The sequence below is a fragment of the Lentzea sp. NPDC055074 genome, assembly GCF_053608005.1.
In genome coordinates, this window is the sequence record NZ_JBSGUQ010000018.1 from 131,383 (window position 1) to 151,008 (window position 19,626).

General features: G+C 68.9%; 18 protein-coding genes. 5 read left to right on the forward strand and 13 right to left on the reverse strand.

Features of this window, described 5'->3' with window-relative positions:
- Window positions 1–145: 145 nt before the first annotated feature.
- From edd to ACWF7A_RS33290, 3 genes are all read left to right on the forward strand, one after another.
- Window positions 146–2,002: a phosphogluconate dehydratase gene (gene edd / locus ACWF7A_RS33280; protein WP_452254470.1), complete on the forward strand. Its 1,857-nt coding sequence runs from the start codon at window positions 146–148 to the stop codon at window positions 2,000–2,002.
- 427 nt (window positions 2,003–2,429) lie between these two features.
- Entirely contained in the window at window positions 2,430–3,053 is a 624-nt protein-coding gene (eda, locus tag ACWF7A_RS33285; RefSeq protein WP_452254536.1) for a bifunctional 4-hydroxy-2-oxoglutarate aldolase/2-dehydro-3-deoxy-phosphogluconate aldolase, read from the forward strand.
- A gap of 106 nt (window positions 3,054–3,159) precedes the next feature.
- Window positions 3,160–3,459, forward strand: a complete 300-nt coding sequence (locus ACWF7A_RS33290) for a hypothetical protein (RefSeq protein WP_452254471.1) — start codon at window positions 3,160–3,162, stop codon at window positions 3,457–3,459.
- A gap of 380 nt (window positions 3,460–3,839) precedes the next feature.
- On the opposite strand, the gene ACWF7A_RS33295 is transcribed toward ACWF7A_RS33290, so the two are convergent.
- The 3 genes from ACWF7A_RS33295 to ACWF7A_RS33305 form a co-directional block, all read right to left on the reverse strand.
- Window positions 3,840–6,380 carry a BREX system ATP-binding domain-containing protein gene (locus tag ACWF7A_RS33295; protein ID WP_452254472.1) on the reverse strand — a complete coding sequence of 847 codons (2,541 nt, stop codon included), beginning with the start codon at window positions 6,378–6,380 and terminating at the stop codon, window positions 3,840–3,842.
- A gap of 247 nt (window positions 6,381–6,627) precedes the next feature.
- The gene (locus tag ACWF7A_RS33300; RefSeq protein ID WP_452254473.1) at window positions 6,628–6,969 is read right to left on the reverse strand and encodes a zf-HC2 domain-containing protein; all 342 of its coding nucleotides are present in this window, start codon (window positions 6,967–6,969) and stop codon (window positions 6,628–6,630) included.
- 107 nt (window positions 6,970–7,076) lie between these two features.
- Window positions 7,077–7,604, reverse strand: a complete 528-nt coding sequence (locus tag ACWF7A_RS33305) for a sigma-70 family RNA polymerase sigma factor (RefSeq protein WP_452254474.1) — start codon at window positions 7,602–7,604, stop codon at window positions 7,077–7,079.
- 272 nt (window positions 7,605–7,876) lie between these two features.
- Between ACWF7A_RS33305 and ACWF7A_RS33310 the strand changes: the two genes are divergently transcribed.
- A complete protein-coding gene (locus ACWF7A_RS33310; protein ID WP_452254475.1) occupies window positions 7,877–9,097 on the forward strand; it encodes a DUF4142 domain-containing protein in 1,221 nt (406 codons plus the stop codon).
- A 225-nt stretch (window positions 9,098–9,322) separates the two neighbouring features.
- Here the strand turns inward: ACWF7A_RS33310 and ACWF7A_RS33315 are convergent, their stop codons facing one another.
- From ACWF7A_RS33315 to ACWF7A_RS33325, 3 genes are read right to left on the reverse strand one after another with little or no spacing between them, the layout of a single operon-like run.
- Complete coding sequence (locus ACWF7A_RS33315; protein WP_452254476.1) at window positions 9,323–10,450, reverse strand: AAA family ATPase; 1,128 nt, start codon at window positions 10,448–10,450, stop codon at window positions 9,323–9,325.
- Entirely contained in the window at window positions 10,443–11,210 is a 768-nt protein-coding gene (locus ACWF7A_RS33320) for an RNA ligase family protein (RefSeq protein ID WP_452254477.1), read from the reverse strand. The genes ACWF7A_RS33315 and ACWF7A_RS33320 overlap by 8 nt, the downstream gene beginning before the upstream one ends.
- Window positions 11,211–11,252: 42 nt before the next feature.
- Window positions 11,253–12,008 carry a hypothetical protein gene (locus ACWF7A_RS33325; RefSeq protein WP_452254478.1) on the reverse strand — a complete coding sequence of 252 codons (756 nt, stop codon included), beginning with the start codon at window positions 12,006–12,008 and terminating at the stop codon, window positions 11,253–11,255.
- Between the two features lie 147 nt (window positions 12,009–12,155).
- Between ACWF7A_RS33325 and ACWF7A_RS33330 the strand changes: the two genes are divergently transcribed.
- Entirely contained in the window at window positions 12,156–12,956 is an 801-nt protein-coding gene (locus tag ACWF7A_RS33330) for a trypsin-like serine peptidase (RefSeq protein ID WP_452254479.1), read from the forward strand.
- Between the two features lie 53 nt (window positions 12,957–13,009).
- On the opposite strand, the gene ACWF7A_RS33335 is transcribed toward ACWF7A_RS33330, so the two are convergent.
- The 7 genes from ACWF7A_RS33335 to ACWF7A_RS33365 all read right to left on the reverse strand — a co-directional run bounded on the left by ACWF7A_RS33335 (window position 13,010) and on the right by ACWF7A_RS33365 (window position 19,564).
- Window positions 13,010–13,810, reverse strand: coding sequence for an alpha/beta fold hydrolase (locus tag ACWF7A_RS33335; RefSeq protein WP_452254480.1), 801 nt, complete (start codon window positions 13,808–13,810; stop codon window positions 13,010–13,012).
- Window positions 13,811–13,920: 110 nt separating this feature from the next.
- The gene (locus ACWF7A_RS33340; RefSeq protein WP_452254481.1) at window positions 13,921–14,376 is read right to left on the reverse strand and encodes a MarR family winged helix-turn-helix transcriptional regulator; all 456 of its coding nucleotides are present in this window, start codon (window positions 14,374–14,376) and stop codon (window positions 13,921–13,923) included.
- Window positions 14,377–14,452: 76 nt separating this feature from the next.
- Window positions 14,453–14,962 carry a regulatory protein RecX gene (locus ACWF7A_RS33345; RefSeq protein WP_189159367.1) on the reverse strand — a complete coding sequence of 170 codons (510 nt, stop codon included), beginning with the start codon at window positions 14,960–14,962 and terminating at the stop codon, window positions 14,453–14,455.
- A gap of 13 nt (window positions 14,963–14,975) precedes the next feature.
- Window positions 14,976–16,022, reverse strand: coding sequence for a recombinase RecA (gene recA, locus ACWF7A_RS33350; protein ID WP_045309366.1), 1,047 nt, complete (start codon window positions 16,020–16,022; stop codon window positions 14,976–14,978).
- A gap of 147 nt (window positions 16,023–16,169) precedes the next feature.
- A complete protein-coding gene (locus ACWF7A_RS33355; protein WP_330849659.1) occupies window positions 16,170–16,364 on the reverse strand; it encodes a DUF3046 domain-containing protein in 195 nt (64 codons plus the stop codon).
- 9 nt (window positions 16,365–16,373) lie between these two features.
- Complete coding sequence (locus ACWF7A_RS33360; RefSeq protein ID WP_452254482.1) at window positions 16,374–17,636, reverse strand: MFS transporter; 1,263 nt, start codon at window positions 17,634–17,636, stop codon at window positions 16,374–16,376.
- A 53-nt stretch (window positions 17,637–17,689) separates the two neighbouring features.
- Window positions 17,690–19,564: an Hsp70 family protein gene (locus ACWF7A_RS33365; RefSeq protein WP_452254483.1), complete on the reverse strand. Its 1,875-nt coding sequence runs from the start codon at window positions 19,562–19,564 to the stop codon at window positions 17,690–17,692.
- Window positions 19,565–19,626: the final 62 nt, after the last annotated feature.

Sequence of the window (19,626 nt, forward strand, 5' to 3'; positions counted from 1 at the left end):
ACTGGTTCCAGACCAGTTACTGAATCGTTTTTGTGCCTACGACCAGCCATGACTTATTGTGTGTGGCGTCACGCCCGTCTGTGGGACGCCACCGTTGTCGTCTCGTAAGGGCCCCACCACGGCCCGTGATGACCCGGAGACCCCCATGACCGAACTGCATCCTGTTCTGACAGAGGTGACACGCCGGATCGCCGCCCGCAGCGCCGATTCACGCCGCGCGTACCTCGAGCGCGTGGCCGCCGCCGCGCAGGACGGAACGTCCCGGTCCGGCTTCGCCTGCAGCAACCTCGCGCACGGCTTCGCCGGGATCACCGGCGGTGACAAGGCCGCGTTGCGCGCGCTGCGCAAGTCCAACGTCGCGATCGTGTCGTCCTACAACGACATGCTGTCCGCCCACCAGCCGTTCCAGGAGTACCCGGCCTGGATCAAGGACGCCGTCCGCGCCGTCGGCGGCGTGTCCCAGTTCGCCGGTGGTGTGCCGGCGATGTGCGACGGCATCACCCAGGGCCGCGAGGGCATGGAGCTGTCGCTGTTCAGCCGCGACGTCATCGCCATGTCGACCGGCGTGGCCCTGTCGCACGAGATGTTCGACGCCGCCGTGCTGCTCGGCGTGTGCGACAAGATCGTGCCGGGCCTGCTGATCGGCGCGCTGTCGTTCGGGCACCTGCCGTCGATCCTGGTGCCCGCGGGCCCGATGTCGTCCGGCCTGTCGAACAAGGAGAAGGCCCGCGTCCGGCAGCTGTACGCGGAGGGCAAGGCCTCCCGCGACGACCTGCTGGAGGCCGAGGCCGCCTCCTACCACTCCCCCGGCACCTGCACGTTCTACGGCACCGCGAACTCGAACCAGATGGTCGTCGAGGTCATGGGCCTGCACCTGCCGGGCGCCTCGTTCGTCCCGCCCGGCACCGGCCTGCGCCGCGCGCTGACCGAGCACGCGGGCCGCCGCGCCGTCGAGATGGCCAAGGGCGAGGGCTACACGCCGATCGCGCACATCGTCGACGAGAAGGCCGTGGTCAACGGCGTGGTCGCGCTCCTGGCGACCGGCGGTTCCACGAACCACACGATGCACCTGGTCGCCATCGCCGCTGCCGCGGGCATCGAGCTGAGCTGGGACGACTTCTCCGACCTGTCGTCCGTCGTGCCGCTGATCGCGCGGGTCTACCCGAACGGCGGCGCCGACATCAACCACTTCCAGGCCGCGGGCGGCGTCCAGTTCGTCGTGGGCACCCTGCTCGACTCGGGCCTGCTGCACGCCGACGTCAACACCGTCGCGGGCCACGGCCTGGACCGCTACCGCCAGGAACCGATGCTGGCCGACGGCGAGCTGATCTGGGTCGACGGCCCCGGCCGTTCCCTCGACCTCGAGGTCCTGCGCCCCGCCTCGGAGCCGTTCGCGTCCGACGGCGGCCTGCGCATGCTCTCCGGCAACCTCGGCCGCTCCGTCATCAAGGTCTCGGCTGTGGCGTCGGAGAACCACGTCGTCGAGGCCCCGGCCCGCGTCTTCACGACGCAGGAGGCGTTCCAGGAGGCCTTCAAGGCGGGCGAGCTGGACCGCGACGTGGTCGTCGTCGTCCGCCAGCAGGGCCCCCAGGCCAACGGCATGCCCGAGCTCCACAAGCTCACCCCGCCGCTCGGCGTCCTGATGGACCGCGGCCACAAGGTGGCGCTCGTGACCGACGGACGCATGTCCGGCGCCTCGGGCAAGATCCCGGCCGCGATCCAGCTGACCCCGGAAGCCGCAGTCGGCGGCCCGCTCGGCCGCGTCCGCGACGGCGACGTCGTCCGCCTCGACGCCACCGCCGGAACCCTGGAGGTCCAGGTGCCCGCGGAGGAACTGGCGACCCGCCCCCTCGTCGACTTCCCGCCGACCAGCCGCGAGTGGATGGGCACGGGCCGCGAACTGTTCGCCGCCCTGCGCCGCAGCGTCGGCCCGGCCGACCGCGGCGCCACGGTGTTCGGCCCGATCACCGCGGATCACTTCGCCCCGGTCACCCACCACTAGCCGTTGCACCCGCTGCAACCAATATATTGGTTCCGCACCACTGCTGACCTGCCCCTTAGCAATGACTCTTTGGACTTCGTCCGCAAAAGACCCATTGCAAAGGGGCGGCGACGCCCGTCCGACCCAGCCCGCCAACCGCCCGCGACACGGCCCCGCCGACCGCTCCGACAGCGCCACCCAGCCGTCCCGCGAACCTCGCCGCCACCCATCCCGGATGCCATTGCAATGAGTCTTTTGACTTCGTCCGCAAACGTTTTTTGCATCCGGGTGAGCGGTGCCAGGCACAGTGGAGGCTTGTGGGACCCGCGCCCAGGGGCACGGCAACCCGAGCCGCAGGCAGCAATATGCGATATATCGGTTTTCGATCTTCAGCTACGACCCGAGTTCGGCAAGGAGAGCAGCAGTGACCAACGGTGACAATCCTCGGGTGACGACCGGCGCGGACCTCCTCGGCCTGTCGCCCGTCATCCCCGTCGTCGTGGTCGACGACGCCGACCACGCGGTGCCGCTCGCCCAGGCACTGCTGCGCGGTGGCGTGCGCGTCATCGAGCTCACGCTGCGCACCCCGGCCGCGCTCGCCGCGATCGAGAACGTCGCGCGCGAGGTTCCGGAGATCGTGATCGGCGCGGGCACCGTCACGGCGCCGGAGCACGCGGAGCAGGCCGCGAAGGCCGGGGCGGCGTTCCTCGTCACCCCCGGCACGACCGACCGGGTGCTCGACGCCGCCGACGCGACCGGGCTGCCGTACCTGCCGGGCGCCGCGACGGTGTCGGAGGTGCTGCGGCTGGCCGAGCGCGGGCTGACCGCGCTGAAGTTCTTCCCCGCCGAGGCCGCGGGCGGGGTCGACTACCTCAAGTCGATCGGTGGCCCCATCCCGCACGTGCGGTTCTGCCCAACCGGCGGCATCACGCCGCAGACCGCGCCGAACTACCTCGCGCTGCCGAACGTCGGCTGCGTCGGTGGCTCGTGGCTCGCTCCGAAGGACGCCCTCGTCCAGGGTGACTGGGAGCGCATCGAGACCCTCGCCCGCGAGGCCTCGCAGCTCGGGTAACCCAGATCACGAACCGGAAGTTCGGCTCACCCCACGAGACTGGCGTCCCGCCACGTTGGATTCTTCACCCAACAGGCGGTGACGCCGGTCTCGGCCTGCTGATGCAGTGGAACCTGCGTCGCCGTACTGGCTGACGGCGATCAATGCCGCGATCGCCGTCGTGGTCGCGCTCAGGCTGCCGCCGATCCCGGGCTGGACCCGGCCTGAGGGCAGGACGTCGAAGCTGCTCGCGGGTGTCTGCGGCGCGCTCCAGGCGCTCGGCGGGTCTCGCTGGCTGGTGTTGCTGATGATCCAGGGCATCGCGATGTTCACGCTGGTGCGGATCCTGCAGGTCAACCTGTTCCAGCCGGTGCTGAGTCGAAGGACGTCCCGGTCGGCTGGTACGGCTCGGTGCTCGCCGCGATGACGGTCTTCGAGGCGGTCGCGGCCGCACTGGTTGTCGCGCAGGATCGGGCCGGCGAGGTCCGTGTTCCTGCTGCCCGTCGTGATGGCGCTGGCGATCGGGTTCGTCGTGCCGTCCGGAGGTGTCGTGACGATCGTGTTGCTGTGCCTGTTCTCCGTGACCGCGGGCATGAGCTTCCCCGTCCAGAAGAAGCTGCTCAACGACGCGATCCCGGACTCCCGTTATCGCGCAACGCTTCTGTCGATGGAGTCCATCATGGACCGTGCCGTGTGCGGTCGTGGCGATCGCGCTCGGCGCCTACCTCGGCTCCGGGCGGCTCAACGAGTTCCTGATGCTGTCGTCGGTTGTCACCGTGATCGTGATGGCGGGTTTGATGGTCGCCGTCAGGACCACAAGGTGGCGACGAGCTCGGCTCGTCCCGTGATGCCGAGCTTGCGGTAGGCGCTCGACAGGTGCAGTTCCACCGTGCGCCGGGTGAGGTGCAGGGCTTCGGCGATCTGCCGGTTCGTCAGGCCCTGCGCCGCCATCCGGGCGACGCGGTTCTCCTGCTTGGTCAGGCCCTGCACCTGGTCGTCCTCGTCGCGGACCTCGTCGCCCGCGAGCTTGGCCAGCGGGTGCGCGCTCAGGCGCCGGGCGAGCTCGAACGACTGCCGCAGGTGCGTCGCGGCCGCGTCGGCGCGGCCCTTGCGGCGCAGGTGGTGGCCGAGCCAGTACGACGACTGGGCGTGCAGCAGCCGGTGCGGTGACGAGGCGAGGATCTGCTCGGCCTCGGTGAGGACGTCGATGTCGTCGGTGCTCATGCCGACGCTCATCAACGCCGTCCCGATCACCCGCGGGGAACCCCACCGCTTGGCCAGGTCGAGCTCCTCGTGCGCGAGCCGGGCGGCGTCGTCACGGTTGCCCAGCGCCAGGTACGCGCGCACGGCGTGGTGCCGCCACGCGATCAGCGCGGGGTTGGGCATCTCGCGTCCGGCGAGCCGGCGGCCCGCCTCCAGCAGGTCCTCCAGTCCGCCCTCCGCGTGGCACGACGCGAGCTTGAGGCGGCCGCGGGCGTAGACGATGTTGATGTGTTGCAACAGGTCGCCGTCCTCGGCGACGAGCGGGGCGGCCTCGTCGAACTGCCCCATCTCGATGCAGACCTCGGCCAGCTTCGCGGTCGCGAGCACGACGGCGGGGCACTCCAGGTTGCCCGTGGAGACCGGCGGCGTCAGGAACGTGTAGGCGCGCGCCAGGTCTCCGCTGTTGTGGAAGGCGGAGGCTCGGGCGATCATGCTGAGCATCCCGCGGCGCAGGTGCGGGTCGTGCGAGACCGGCGCGGTGCTGTGCGAGAGCCAGAACTTGTTGATGTGCTCGGGATCGTCGCCGAGCACCGGCATCAGGAACGTGAAGATGTAGGGCTCGCCGAAGACGTCGACCCACTCGCCTTCGAGGGCCTCCAGCGCGTACTCGACGGCTTCGGGGTACGAGTCGCCGCTGCGGGCGTTGCCGACCGCGAGCAACGCCGACCGCGCGCGCTTGAGGTTCGGGTCCTGCGGGACGTCGCCGACGAGGTCCTCGAAGTACTTGCCGGCGCAGTTCGCCATGCGGGTGTCGCGGTTGGCCGCGAGCAGGTAGGTGGTGCAGACGAGGTTCCAGACCTTGTCGCGGTCCTCGGGCAGCAGCCGGGCGACGACCATGATCGCGAGCGAGACGGCGAAATGCGCGTCCGAACCCGTGCACATGCGCTGGATCAACGCGAGCGCGACGTTCGCGGCGAGGTGCGGGTCCTCGCACTGCACCAGCGCGTCGCGGACCCGGTCGCGGCCCAGTGCGTTGTCCCGCAGGTGTTCCGTGTGCCCGAGCTCAACCTCGATCGCGAGGCGGTCCTCTTCGGACAGGTGTTCCTCGAGCGCCCGTTCCAGGTTCTCGACGCCGCCGACCTCGCGCAGCAGGTCGACGGACCACGGTAAGCGCACCGATCTGGCCTTCAGCACGTGCTCGGCGACGCGCTCGTCCGGGGCGTCCGACTCGAACAGCAGCCAGGCCGCGCGGGAGTGCGCGGCGGAGCGGACCGCGATCGGCATGTCGGCGAGGATGCTGTTGCGCACGAACGGATGCCGGAACGTCAGCGGGTCGGTGTCGGCGAGCACGCCGAGACGGACGAGCATGTCGACGGCGGGCAGCGCGTCGAACCCGGTGAGCGCGGACAGCAGCTCGAGCCCCGCGTCACCGTCCAGCACGGCGGCGGAGCGGGCGACCTCGGCGGCTCCGGTGTACTCGCGCAGCCGCATGCCGATCATCTCGCCGACGGCGGCGGACCCCTCGCCCTCCTCACGCAGCAGCGCCTGGAGCAGGTAGGGGTTGCCGCCGGTGAGCTCGTGGCAGCGCTGCGGGTCCCGGTCCGGGAGGTTCTCGGTGAGGCGCGCGACCGCGGTGACGTCGAGACCGTCGAGGTCGAGGCGGTTCGGGTGGACGCCGGCGATCTCGGGCAGCGTGATCTCGTCGGTGGAGAGGTAGCCCTGGGACGCGCCGAGCGCGATGACGACCGGCATCTCCTGCAACCGCGGGCGCAGGTACGCGAGCGCGCGCTTGGAGAAGGTGTCGGCGACGTGCACGTCGTCGATGACCATCAGGATCGGTCCCTTGCGCGCGGAGTTCGCGGCACGCGCGTACAGCTCCTCCAGGTCGTGCTCGTTCGCGAGGCACGGCGCGAGCTGGCGCACCACCGCGCCGGGGAGGTGGCTCTCCAGGCGGGCGCTCTTGGCCAGCCGGACGGTGAACCCGCGTTCGCGGGCTTCGGCGGCGAGCGCGTCGAGCACCGCGGTCTTGCCGATGCCGAACCCGCCGGTGACGACGACGCAGGAGCCGGTGCCCTGGACCGCGTCGTCCAGCAAGCGTCCGAGAGCGTCTAGTTCCGCGTCCCGGCCGAGTAGTGGAGAAGTCACCTCTGTCTACCCCTGCCTTCGGTACCGAGAGGACCGCAGGTCGAAGGTTTCGGTGTTCCTTCGGTGCCGACCGTAGAGACCTGCGCTTCGTAGTCGGGCAAACTTACCCACAGGTAACGATTAACGGAACTGTGAGCTGGTCGCTGGACTGTTCGGAGCTGGAGTGCTGGAGCGAGCGATGATCTTCGCCGGGCTGATGCGCGCATGGATGCGCCTCGCCGGGCTGCTCGCTGGCTCGAGTCGGTCCTCACATGCGCCCGACCAGCGGATACCGCTCCTCGTAAGTGGACATGGCGCGCGTGAGAGTGCCTACGTCGACGGGGTTGTCGACGTGCGAGGACAGCGACTCCACGACCGAGAGCACTGCGGCGATGGCCACCACGACGCCCGCCGCCACCACCAGGATGCTGCGAGCAATCGGGCACGACCTGGGCACGCCCGGCGGGTTCTCGGTCAGCACCGGCCGCAGCACCGGCGCGAACATGCCGAAGTCGGCGGCGTCACGCCGGCAGTCCTCGCACCCGGTTAGGTGCCGCGAGAAGCTCACGTGCTGCGCCGGGTCGAGTACGCCCAGCGCATATGCCGCCACATCACCGCACGGACCTTCCTGGTCCGCGCGGTCGTCGTCGTTCTGGCTCTGATCTTGGTCTGGTCCTGCTCCCGCGTGCTCGTGATGTGGTTGACGGGTCACTATCACTAGCTCCTGTCCTGCAGTGCCCGGCGGATCGTGTGCATCGCCTTGTACAGCCGGGACTTGACGGTTCCTTCGGGGACTCCGAGAACGAGCGCGGCCTCCTTCACCGTTCGTCCCATGACATACGTTTCGTAGATAGCCGAACGGTGTTCATCACTCAATTGGCGTACTACATCGTTAATGACCATCACCGAAAGTGTCTGTTCCGTGTCGTCCGGAGATTCAGCGATGTCAGGACGCAACAATTCGACTTCCTGCGGCCGCGCCTGCCGGCTTCGCCATCCGTCGATCACAATGCGACGAGCCACAGTACAAAGCCAGCCGCGCAACATGCCCGGTTCACGAACAAGATGCGCGGAGTTCTGCCACGCCCTGATCAACGTCTCCTGAACGACGTCTTCCGTCCACTGGCGGTCGTAGTTGGTCAGGCACAGGACCTGCGAGAACAACATCCGCTGGAACTGCCCGTAGAGCAAGGTGAGCAATTCTTCGTCCTGGTGGGCTTGTGCGACCTTGCCCTGATCAACCATGAAACTGACGACCTCCCCAGATATCGGCGACGGGTTCGCTTCGGGCGGCAGTCCCAGCGACTCGGTGGCCGAGCACGGAATCGTCCAGATACTACAGCGTGAACACGAAAACCTCTCGGGTACGTAAATTCAGTCCCAATGGTTCGCCAGCAGCCATGTGATCCACATCACATAAGCATCTCCGCAGGTCCAGTGAACCCCGACTCCACCTGCGCGTATCACCTTCGAAGGCAGCTCGATCACGGGAGGGAACGGGCACTATGCGTCACCGATTGGACACGCTGGGGCAGCGCTTGGCGTTGTTCGCCATGCTGTCTGTCGTATTTCTGGGGGCTTTCATCGGAGCCGTCCCGGCCAATGCGCAATCAACAGAAGTACAGCCATCGGATCGCTCGTTCATGGTTTCTCTACGCCAGGCGAACTCGTGGCTGGTGCCGGTGAGCAAAGAAGCTCCGACACGCTCGACGAATGCGGGCATCAGCAATGCCGGACGTGACATCTTCGAAGGACATTCGCGACTCGACGTCGCGCTCCTGAAATCCGCCGAAGAACTAGGCGTGGTCCTGCCGAACGACGTCAGCAGTGAACACCAGTCACTCATCGACGAGATGGCAGGACGCACCGGTGACAACCACGACCGCGCCTTCGCGACGATCATCCGACAAACGCAGGGCGGCCTTCTGGTAATGGCCGTGCAAACGCGGGCCACGACGCAGAACACCACAATTCGCACACTCGCCCACCAGACCGTGCAGATGCTGATTCGTACAATGACGGTCCTGGAGAACACGGGCAGGGTCGACCCGTCGGCACTCGAATTGGTGACCGCCAAAGCACAGGTGAACGCGGTCCGCGTAATCGGTCAGAACGTGGAACCGTCGGACCGGGAAATGCTCGTGCTGCTCGCGCAGCATTCGTTGTGGCAGAAGCCGGCCAGCCGCGAGAGCTCGGACCGCGCCCGTGACGCGAAGGTCCGCAAGGTCGCGGGCCAGCTCGCCTCCGAGCACACCCAGCTCGCTCAAGCGGTCACGGAGGCCGCCCGCAAGATCGGCGTGGACCTCCCCTCCGAACCGACGACCGAACAGAAGTCGTGGGCGAACGCCATCTCGTCGAGCTCCGGAGACGAGCTCGACACCATGTACACGAACCTGTCCCGCGCGGCCGACGGCTCGCTCATCACCCAGGTCGCCCACGCCCGCGCGACGACCAAGAGCCTCCCCGCCCGCATCGCCTCGCAGACCGCCCTGACCCTCCTGCTCAAGCACATGCTCCTGCTGGAGGGCACCGGCCTCGTGAAGGCGAACTCGCTGCAGATGACGAACACCCCGCCCATCGCCCAGCAGACGAAGTCCAACAGCAGCCCGCCCGCACAACCCGACGACTCGTCCACGAGCGTCGGCTTCCTCACCGGTATCGCCGTCCTGGTGGTCGCCGGCGCCGGCACCCTCTGGCTGGTCCGGGCGATCGGCCACCACGGCGAACACCGCCGCTGACCCCGCCCACTGATATATCGGCTGTCGCCCTCGCCAACCGATATATCAGTGCCCAGCGCCCCACCGGTCACCCGCACCACCCCTTAGCAATGGCTCATTTGACGACGAAGTCCAAAGAGTCATTGCTAAGGGGCAGGTCAGCGGGTTGCCGGGTTGACATAACCGGGGTGGATGGCGCGATCGTGCCGAGCACCGAAGCACTGCGCGGTCACGGCCGACCGGAGATCAGGCGGACGGACCCGCGGTGTCTACGAGTTCGACGGCGTGCGCCTCGGTGACGTCGACCGCCTCCCACTTGCCGATGAGCCGGTCGATCACTGCGGCCGGCACCGGTTCCGGGCGGGCCCGGTTGCGAGCGTGGATCACGTTCTTCGGTGCTTCGAGTCCGACCAGGGTGATGCGGGCGCGGTAGTCCGCGGCGAGCCCGATGCAACGCTCGCGCAGCTGCTGGGAGATGTTGGTCGCGTTCCAGACGAACCGCTCCCCCGCGCGCAACAGCGCTCGGGCCTCCTCGAACGCGGCGGCGGCCACCGCCCGTTGGTCGCCGTCGGGCGCGATGCCGAGCCGCGAGCGCACCGCGTCGAGACTCACCACCGGCCAGCCCGGCCGGTTGGCCGCGATCCAGTGGTCCTTGCCGACGCCCGGCAGCCCGGACAGCACCGTCACCTCGACGCGCGTGTCGTCGTAGGCGGCGTAGCCGGGGTCGCGGCCGGGCGTGCGGAAGTACTGGAACCGGGCGTGGTCGGACGGGAAGACGCGCGGCCGGTCGAGGCAGTCGCGTTCGCGGCAGTACTCCTCGAACAGCGCGATGTTCTCCAGCACCGAGTCCGCGTCGCCGCAGATCCGGCCGAGGATGTCGGCGCGGGCGAGCGTCGCCAGGTCGTCGTTGCGCGCGAGCAGACTCACCCGGAACGCGATGCGGTCGAGGTCGGGGCGTTCCAGCGCCCAGAACGGCACCTGGTGGTGCCGCACCAGCGCGGCGACGTGTTCGCGCCACGCGATCGGGCGTCCCATCTCCCACAGCAGCTTGCGCGCCAGCAGGTCTCCGGCGCGTGAGTGGCCATGCGCGGTGACGCGGCCGTCGGCGATCTGCGTGCGGAACGGCTTCGCAGCGTCGTGCAGCAGCACCGTCGCGAACAGCCGCACTCGGTCCGCCTCGGGACGTGAACGCCATTCGGGCAACGACACCAGGGCCTCGCACGCCATCCGGGTGTGCGTGGCGACGTCACCCTCGGCGTGGTGCACAGGATCCTGCGGCACGCCTTCGAGAGCGCGCACCCACGGGAACGCCGCACGGACGGCGTCCCAGTCGAGGGTCCACTGTGGCCCGGCCGGGCAGAGTTGCTCAAACACGGGCCACCACCTGGTTCGGCAGGATCGGGCGGTCCTGCCAGTGGCTGCCCGAGTCCAGGACGGCGGTGACGAACGTCGGCCGCACCCACTTGTAGCGCTCGACCGTGCGGCCGTCCTCCTCCACCTTGATGTAGAGGCCTTCCATGTCGTCGTCCGAATCCGTCTCCGCGACAACGACCTGCGGGTCCTGCCCCGCCGCACGCGCCGCGTCGACCAACGCGTCGCGCCACACCGTCGTGCGGCACGTGGACGGACCGAGCAACGCGGTCAAGTCCTTCAAGCGGCGCAACGGCCCCTCGTGCAGCACCGGCACGGACACGACAGGTGTGCCCGCGAGCACCCGGCGGCGTTCCGGAGTGGACAGGAACTCACCGGTCGAGCGGTCGAGCAGGTCGAACTCGCAGAAGTGGTGCGGCAGCGCGTCGTAGAACACGGTGTGCTTGGCGTACAACCATTCCCCGTAGAGCACGAAGCGCGTGCCGAGCCTCTCCCACAGCACGCCCTGGTGCGTCGCGGCCCACGCCTTCAGCGGCGCGAACTGCCGTTCCCTCGGTCCTCCCGCCAGGAAGTGGCCGCGTGACTGGAGTTTCAGCACGCCGTCCGAGTCGAAGCTGATGCCCGCGTTGGCACCGTCGAGCTTCTCCTCGACGACGAGGTGCCGCCCCGCGATCGCGCGGAACGGCACCTGGTCGAGGTCCTCGTCGCCCGGTTGCAGGCGGGAGCCCTCCAGATGGGGCGTTCGCGGGTACTTGCGCAACATGCCCCATTTTGTAACCCGTCCGTGCGCCCACAAGCGAACGGTTTACGCCTGACCGACGAACGCCGCCTTGTCGGAGTTGAAGGTCGGCTCGAACACGAGCTGCATCTCACCGGGCTGCGCGCCGACCGAGTACGCGACGTGGAACGTGTAGGTCTTGCCCGGCAGCACGGTCGCGGAGTCGAACAGCGTGCCGTCGCAGCCACCACTGCTGTCGAACACCTTCTCGGCCTTCTGCCCGTTGAACTGCGCGTCGGAGCCCATCGACATCAACGCGGTCTCGAACGCGGCACTCGTCCCGTTGGTGATGGTGACCTCGAACTTCACCGCGCGGGCGATGTTCTGCGGCGCCGCGAACTGGCCCGGTGTGCAAGCGACCGGCTTGGCGACGTCGACCGAGAGACCGTTCGCCCACGTGTACCGCTTGCCCCAGGTCGGGTTCTCCTTCAGCGCCTCCTGCTTCGCGGGTTCACCGGGCGCCCCGACCTGGCCCTCGTTGACGCTGCCGTCGATGGCGTCGACCACGGCGTTCGTCGCCGCCACGGAGAAGACGATGGCGAGAACACACACGACGACACCGATGGCCGCGAGGATCTTGCGGCTGCCGAACAACGCGATGGCGCCGAGCACGACCCCGACGAACGCGGCGATGGAGGTGAGGATGTTCAGGAGCGGGAGCCACGAGGACACGACGCCGACGATCCCGAGAATGACCGAGGTCCACGCGAGCGCCCCGAATCTCGACGGCTTCGGCGGAGCGCTCACGGGCTGGGCGTAGACGGGGGGCGTCGGATAGGTCATCACGGGGCTCCTGGCGGTTGCGATGTGTGACCACGACGTCGAACTGTCCGCTTCACCCGTTAGCCCCAGTCGGCTGCATCACCCGATCGAGTTATCAACGGCCAGTCGGATGACTCCTGAAGGTAGTCGACTGGCTACGATCCGCACATGGCACGACGACTGGCCGCGCCCCTGCTGGCAGCGATCGCCGCTCTCGGCGTGACAACGGCCCCCGCACAGGCCTCACCCGACTTCACCGGCGCGGTGAAGCTCAGCGGCTGCTCCGGATCTCTGGTCCGGCTACCGGGATCGCGCGTCGCGGACAAGGCACTCGTGCTCACCAACGGCCACTGCGTCGAGCTCATCAAGGCCGGCCAGGTGTACGTGGACCGCCCGTCGGACCGCACGTTCACGCTGCTCGACAGCTCCGGCACGGAGATCGCACAACTGCGGAGCACTCGGCTCGTCTACGCGACGATGACCGGCACCGACGCCGCGCTCTACCGGCTCGACCAGTCCTACCAGCAACTCCAGCGCCAGTACGGCACCCGCGCGCCCGAACTGTCGGCCACGCGCCCCGCCGCCGGGTCGGAGATCAGGATCATCTCCGGCTACTGGAAGAAGATCTACTCCTGCCGGATCGACGGATTCGTCCACCAGGTCAGGGAAGCGAGCTGGACTTGGCGCGACTCGCTGCGCTACACGCCGTCGTGCGACACCATCGGTGGCACGTCGGGTTCGCCGATCATCGACGACGCGAGCGGCAAGGTCGTCGGCGTCAACAACACCGGCAACGAGAGCGGAGGCCGTTGCACGATGAACAACCCGTGCGAGGTCGACGCCGCCGGCAAGATCACCATCCGCCGCGGCACCAACTACGGCCAGCAGACCTACGGTTTCGCCGCCTGCTTCGGCCCCGGCTCGGAGTTGGACCTGTCGCTTCCCGGCTGCACGGTCGCGAAGCCCTGAGACGTGAAGAAGCCGGGACGCCCCTGCCCGCGTCCCGGCTTCTTCGTCTTCCACTACCTCGCGGCGCGCGCGATCAGGTCGGCCACGGTGTCCGGGTGCGACACGGCCACCGAGTGCGACGCTCCCCCGACCTCGACGGTCGCACGGGAGTGGGCGCGCTCGGCCATCCACTTCTGCGCGGCGATCGGGATGTTCTTGTCCTTGCCCGCCACCACGAAGTACGACGGGATGCTCGCCCAGGCGGGGTCGCCGGCCTTCTCGTTCAGGGCGGTGTCGTTGATCGGGCGCTGCGTCGCCGCCGCCAGCGTCGCGTCCTTGCGGGACACGTCCGCCGCGAACTGCTGCCAGTACTTGTCCTGCGCGATCACGAGGTCGGTCGTCCCGTCACCGAGCGGGATCGGCCGCACCGCGTCGCCGAGGGTGCTGCCGGGGAACTGGTTCGACAGTCCGAGGGCGGTCTCGCCCTTCTCCGGCGCGAACGCCGCGACGTAGACGAGCGCCTTCACGTTCGGGTTGCCGAGCGCCGCGGCCGACTGGACCATGCCGCCGTAGGAGTGTCCGGCGAGGACGATCGGCCCCTCGATCGTGGCGAGCACCTGGCGCAGGTAGTTCGCGTCACCGGTGATGGACCGGAGCGGGTTCGCCACGGCCACGACCGGGAATCCCTTGCGCTGTAGGCGTTCTACGACACCGTTCCAGCTGGATGCGTCCGCGAAGGCGCCGTGGACCAGGACGACGGTCGGCTTCTTGGTGCCCTGCTTCGAGGTCTCGTCCGCGGCACCGGCACCCGACGGGACAACGGCACCCAGAGCCAGCAGCGTCCCCAGAACGGCGATCACCTTACGAACTCGCATTGCTCTCTCACTCTCTCGTCAGGCATCGCGACGGTGGTGCATCGCGCTCGATTAGGTCGTGCACGATGTAAGTTACCCGACGAGTTACCTCGCACGCGATGTGTTTCAGCTCACTGGCGTTCGGCGCCGTGCTTCACGCGGTTCAGCGCCCTGCGGAGGATGGTGATCTCCTCGAGGGTCATGCCGAGCGCCTTGCCGAGCTGGTTGAACATCTCGGCGCCGATCCACCGCAGGTCACGGCCCTTGTCCGTGAGCTGGACGAGCACGGAACGCTCGTCGTCGGGATGCGTGACGCGCACAAGCAGGCCGCTCTTCTCGAGCCGCTTGATCAACGGGGAGAGCGTGCTGTACTCCAGGTCGAGCTCCTGCACGAGCTCCCTGATCGGCCGCGAGTCCTTCTCCCACAACAGCAGCATCACCAGGAACTGCGGGTAGGTGATGCCCGCCTTGTCGAGGATCGGGCGGTAGAAGCCCGTGACCGCCCGCGACGTCGTGTAGAGGTCGAAGCAGAGCAGGTCCGAGACCGTGGGAGTCACGGCGGACGGCGCATCGGGAGTAGTGCTCACGCATTTCAGGCTACTCGGAGCCTGCCGGCGCAGTGGCGTGATCGGGTGCGGCACCGCGAACGGGACCGGCCCTGGCCTACGACCAGGGCTCGTCCAGCGCCGAAGCCTCGTCACCGGCGTTGCGCAGCTCGTCGCGCACCACGCGGTAAGCGAGGCCTTCCGCATAACCCTTGCGCGCCAACGCACCCACGAGACGGCGGATCTTCGTCGTCTCGTCCACGCCGGACAGGGTGCGCAGGCGTTTGCGGACGAGCTCGCGGGCGCGTTCTTCCTCGGCCTCGCCGTCGACCGCGGCGACGGCCTCGGCCACCACCTCGTCCGCCACGCCCTTGCGGCGCAGTTCCATGGCCAGGGCGCGGCGGCCCAGGCCGTTGTACGTGTGCCGGGAGTGCACCCACATCTCGGCGAACTGCGCGTCGTCGATCAGGCCGGCGCGGTCGAACCTACCGAGAACGATCTCGGCGGCGCCGGCACTGATCCCCTTGCGCAGCAACGCGTCGTGCAGTTCCTGCCGGGAGCGGGCTCGAGCACCGAGCAGCGCGTAGCAGATGTCCCGTGCCTTGCGCTGCTCTTCAGCCTCGTCCAAACCCCACTACCTCTTAGAACTCGACCGGCGCGGCGGGAACCGTCTCGTCGGCGTCGAGGGTGGCGCCGATGCCGAGCTTGTCCTTGATGCGCTTCTCGACCTCGTTCGCGATGTCCGGGTTGTCCAGCAGGAACTTGCGGGCGTTCTCCTTGCCCTGGCCCAGCTGGTCGCCCTCGTAGGTGTACCAGGCGCCCGACTTGCGCAGGATGCCCTGGTCGACGCCCATGTCGATGAGCGAGCCCTCGCGGCTGACGCCCTTGCCGTAGAGGATGTCGAACTCGGCCTGCTTGAACGGCGGCGCGACCTTGTTCTTCACGACCTTGACCCTGGTGCGGTTGCCGACGGGCTCGCCGCCGTCCTTCAGGGTCTCGATGCGGCGGACGTCCAGACGCACGGAGGCGTAGAACTTCAGCGCCTTACCACCGGTCGTGGTCTCCGGGGAGCCGAACATCACGCCGATCTTCTCGCGCAGCTGGTTGATGAAGATCGCGGTCGTGTTGGACGCGCTGAGCGCACCCGTGATCTTGCGCAGCGCCTGGCTCATCAGGCGGGCCTGCAGACCGACGTGGTTGTCGCCCATCTCGCCCTCGATCTCGGCGCGCGGCACGAGGGCGGCGACCGAGTCGATGACCAGGATGTCGAGCGCGCCGGAGCGGACCAGCATGTCCGCGATCTCGAGGGCCTGCTCACCGGTGTCGGGCTGGGAGACCAGCAGCGCGTCGGTGTCGACGCCCAGCTTCTTCGCGTACTCGGGGTCGAGGGCGTGCTCCGCGTCGATGAACGCCGCGATGCCGCCGGCCTTCTGGGCGTTCGCCACGGCGTGCAGCGCCACGGTCGTCTTACCGGAGGACTCCGGACCGTAGATCTCGACGACCCGGCCGCGCGGCAGGCCACCGATGCCGAGCGCCACGTCCAGGGCGATCGCACCGGTCGGGATCACGGCGATGGGGGCACGGCCCTCTTCGCCGAGGCGCATGACCGAGCCCTTGCCGAACTGCTTGTCGATCTGCGCCAGGGCCAGCTCGAGCGCTTTGTCCCGGTCGGGTGCTGCGGGTGCCATCTTGGGTCCACCTTTTGTCGTCTGCCGTTGCTTCGTCATGTTGGACCTGACGCTACTGGCGGGGTCTGACAATTCTGCGAAGCCGGGGGTCGGCGCCACTGTAGCCGAACACGTGTTCGAGCACACGTGACACTCCGAACCGCCATCTCAGCGACGATTCTCGGGAACTTCGAAGGCGTCGCAGACCGCGACCCAGACCTCTTTGGCGCCGATCCCGGCCTCCAGCGCCTGGTCGGCGGTCCGGCCTCCCAGCGACGACAGCACGTGGTCGTGGGCGATCATCTCGGCCCTGACCTGGCCGAACTCCCCTGCCATGAGCTTGCGGAACATCGTGATGCGCACCGGGAGACCCTAACGAACGGGCCTGCGCAGCGATGCGAAGAGGCACACGATCAGCAGCGGCAGCGCGGTGAACCCGACGATCAGCCCGAGCACCGCGTACGACCACACGGTCACGACGATCCCGGAGACCGCTCCCCCGATGGCGCCGCCGACGTTCATCACCAGATCGGACAGCCCCTGCGCGGCGGGCCGGTCGTCCACCGGCACGGACTCCGTCAGCAACGCCGATCCCGCCACCAGCCCGGCCGACCAGCCGAACCCGAGCAGCGCGAGTCCCACGGCGAGCTGCGGAGCGTCGTGCGAGGGCGCCATTCCCGCGACCCCGGAGGCCGCCACCAGCAGCGACGCGCCGATGGCGAGCACCGGCACGCGGCCGAACCTGTCCGCCATCCACCCGAACAACGGGCTCGCGGCGTACATCGCGGCGACGTGCAGGCTGATCACGACACCGACCACGCGCAACGACGACCCGGCGTGGTTCATGTGCACCGGCGTCATCGACATCAGCCCGACCATCGCGGTGTGGCACAACATCACACCGACGAGTGCAAGCCGGGCCATCGGCCTGAGCGTGCCCCAGACCTTGAGACCACGGGGACTCTCGCCGCTGGAGCCTCCGGCGCAGCAGTCCGCGGATTCAACCGGTCGTGTGCTCTTCACGACGACCAGCGGATCCGGCCGCAGCCCGAACTGGATCACCAGCACGGCGGCGCCGAGCACGACCGCCGCGAGCAGGAACGGCCCGACGCCGGCCGGCATGCCGAGGGAGGCGGCCACCCGTCCGGCGGGGTCGGCGAGGTTCGGGCCGACGATCGCGCCGATCATGGCCGCCCACACGACACGGGAGAGTTCGCGCGCACGGCGGTGCGGATGCGCCAGATCCGTTGCGGCGTAACGGGCCGCGTAGTTCGCGCTGGAAGCCCCTCCGAACAGGAGCAGGCCCACCAGCAGCACCTGCCACATCCCGAGGCCCACCGCGGCTGCCGCGATCAGCGCGCCGAGCCCGCCCATGCCGTAGCCGAGGACGAGCGCGGGACGGCGTCCGCTGCGTTGCGCGAGCCGGGCACCGGGCAGGGCGAGCACCGCCGCACCGGCGACGGCCGCGGTCTGCGCGAGCCCGCCGACGGCCTCGGAACCGGACAACGACGCGGCGATCAACGTGCTGAACGCGAGGCCGATCGTCACCGCCGCCGACCCCAGGACCTGGGTGCCGGTCAGGACGCGGACGACCTTGCGCTGCACGCGTTCGACCTGCGGCGCGACGGTCACCATGATCACGATCGTGGCACGCCGGAGCGACGTGCCGACAGGGCCATCAGGGGCGGTTACTCGCCCGGTTGCACGGACTTCTCGAAGAAATCGGCCATTTCGTCGGCCTTGAGCTCGTCCGCGTTCTCCTCGGCGGTCTTGGTGAGGATGCCGAACATGGGACGGCCCTTGGCGGTGAACACGAGCACGCCGGTGCCGCTCGACGTGGCGGCGCGGTAGTCGCCCTCCAGGCCGTTGCCGGTCCAGTCGGCCTCGACGCGGTCGGTCTGGAACGACTTCGCGATCGAGGAGGCGTTGTTCTCCGCGCCCGTGACGCTGTCGGTGAGGATGTACTGCACCGCGTAGCCGTCGCGGATCGTGCAGCTCACGACCGTGCCCTTGATCTCCTCCATGCCGGTGATCTGCGCGGAGTCGGCCTTCTCGCAGCCGCCGCCGTCCGGCACGGTGCCCGCGAGCTGGCGCAGGCACTTCGTGAAGCCCTGGCCGTCCTGCGCGGTGTCGTCCTTGCACTCGTCGGCGCTCGGCAGGTCCGGGCCGGAGAACGCGAAGATCGCGCCGATCACGCCCGCCACCACGAGGACCGCCGCGCCGACGCCGGCGAGGAGCTTCTTGTTGTCCTTCTTCGGCGCCTGCTGCGGGAAGTTCATCGGGTAGCTGCCGCTGACGTTCGGGTTCACCGGGTAGGTGCCGCTCGCCGAGTACGCGCCGCTGGGATACGACCCGCTGGGATAGGACCCGCTGGGGTACGACCCGCTCGGGTAGGAACCACTCGGGTACGACCCGCTGACCACCGGGTTCGGGCCGCTGACGTTCGGGTTCACCGGGTGCGGGCCGGTCACGGCGGGGCTGACCGGCGCGGTGACGACCGTGGGGGGCTCGACGAACTTGGGCTTGTCGTCCTCGGCCTTGAGCGTGATCATCGACCGGTCCACGACCTGCGCGCCGGACGCGACGATCGTCTCCGGGTGGTCGGGGTTGGTCGGGACGATGCCGACCTTCTCCGCGATCATCTGCGCGACCAGCGGCATCCGGCAGGAGCCGCCGACGAGGTAGACGTGCTCGGGCGTGACGCCGGCCTTGCGGACCGTGGAGATGAGGACCTCGGTGCTGCGGATCAGGCTCGGCCGGATCAGCGCCTCCAGCTCGGCGCGCGTGATGACGACCTTCTCGAACGGCTCCGGCATGAGCACCTCGACCTGGGGCAGCTCGGAGAGGTCCTCCTTGGCGAGGCGCAGCTCCTCGCGCAGACCGAGGCGGGCGCGGTGGTCGTCGACGGTGGTGGGGCGCAGCAGCCGCTGCCAGCCGGCCGGGTCCTTGTGCGAGACGCTGCGGCCGATGTGCTCCAGCAGCGCCTGGTCGATGTCCAGACCGCCGACGTCGCTCAGGCTGCCGTCGGCGAGGATGCGGTGCTCGGAGTCGAGCACGGACACGTCGAACGTGTCGGCGCCGAAGTCGTAGACGGCGAGCGGGCGGCCGCCGCCGAGCGAGGCCACCGCGATGGCCTCGGGGACCGGAACGAGCTCGCCGGTCATGCCCGCGAGCCTGGCCGAGGACAGGAGCCTGTTGCGCCTGCTCGGGCCCCACTCGGCGGGGTGCGTCAGGCGGATCTCGTCGAGGTGCTCGCCCTTCAGCAGGGCCGTGACGGCTTCCATCACACGCGCGTAGATGGCCGCGAGGGCGTCGTTGGTCGGCAGGTTCTGCTCGCCGAGCTTGATCGTCGCCTTGTCGATGTGGCGCTTGGGGTTCGCTTCGTAGCGCGACGGGTCCTGGCGCGAACGCCGTTCGGCCTCTCTGCCGACGCGGAGGGTTCCGTCCTCGTCGAGGTAGACGGACGAGGGCATCGTGGGCCCACCGTCCACATCCACCACACCGTGGTCGGACAGCACCGCAACCGTGTTGGCGGTGCCCAGGTCGACGGACAGGACGCGCACCGTGCTCCCCTCGCAGGACGTACCGGGTGATCGTGCCACAGAGGGGTTCGGCGGGTGCTCGG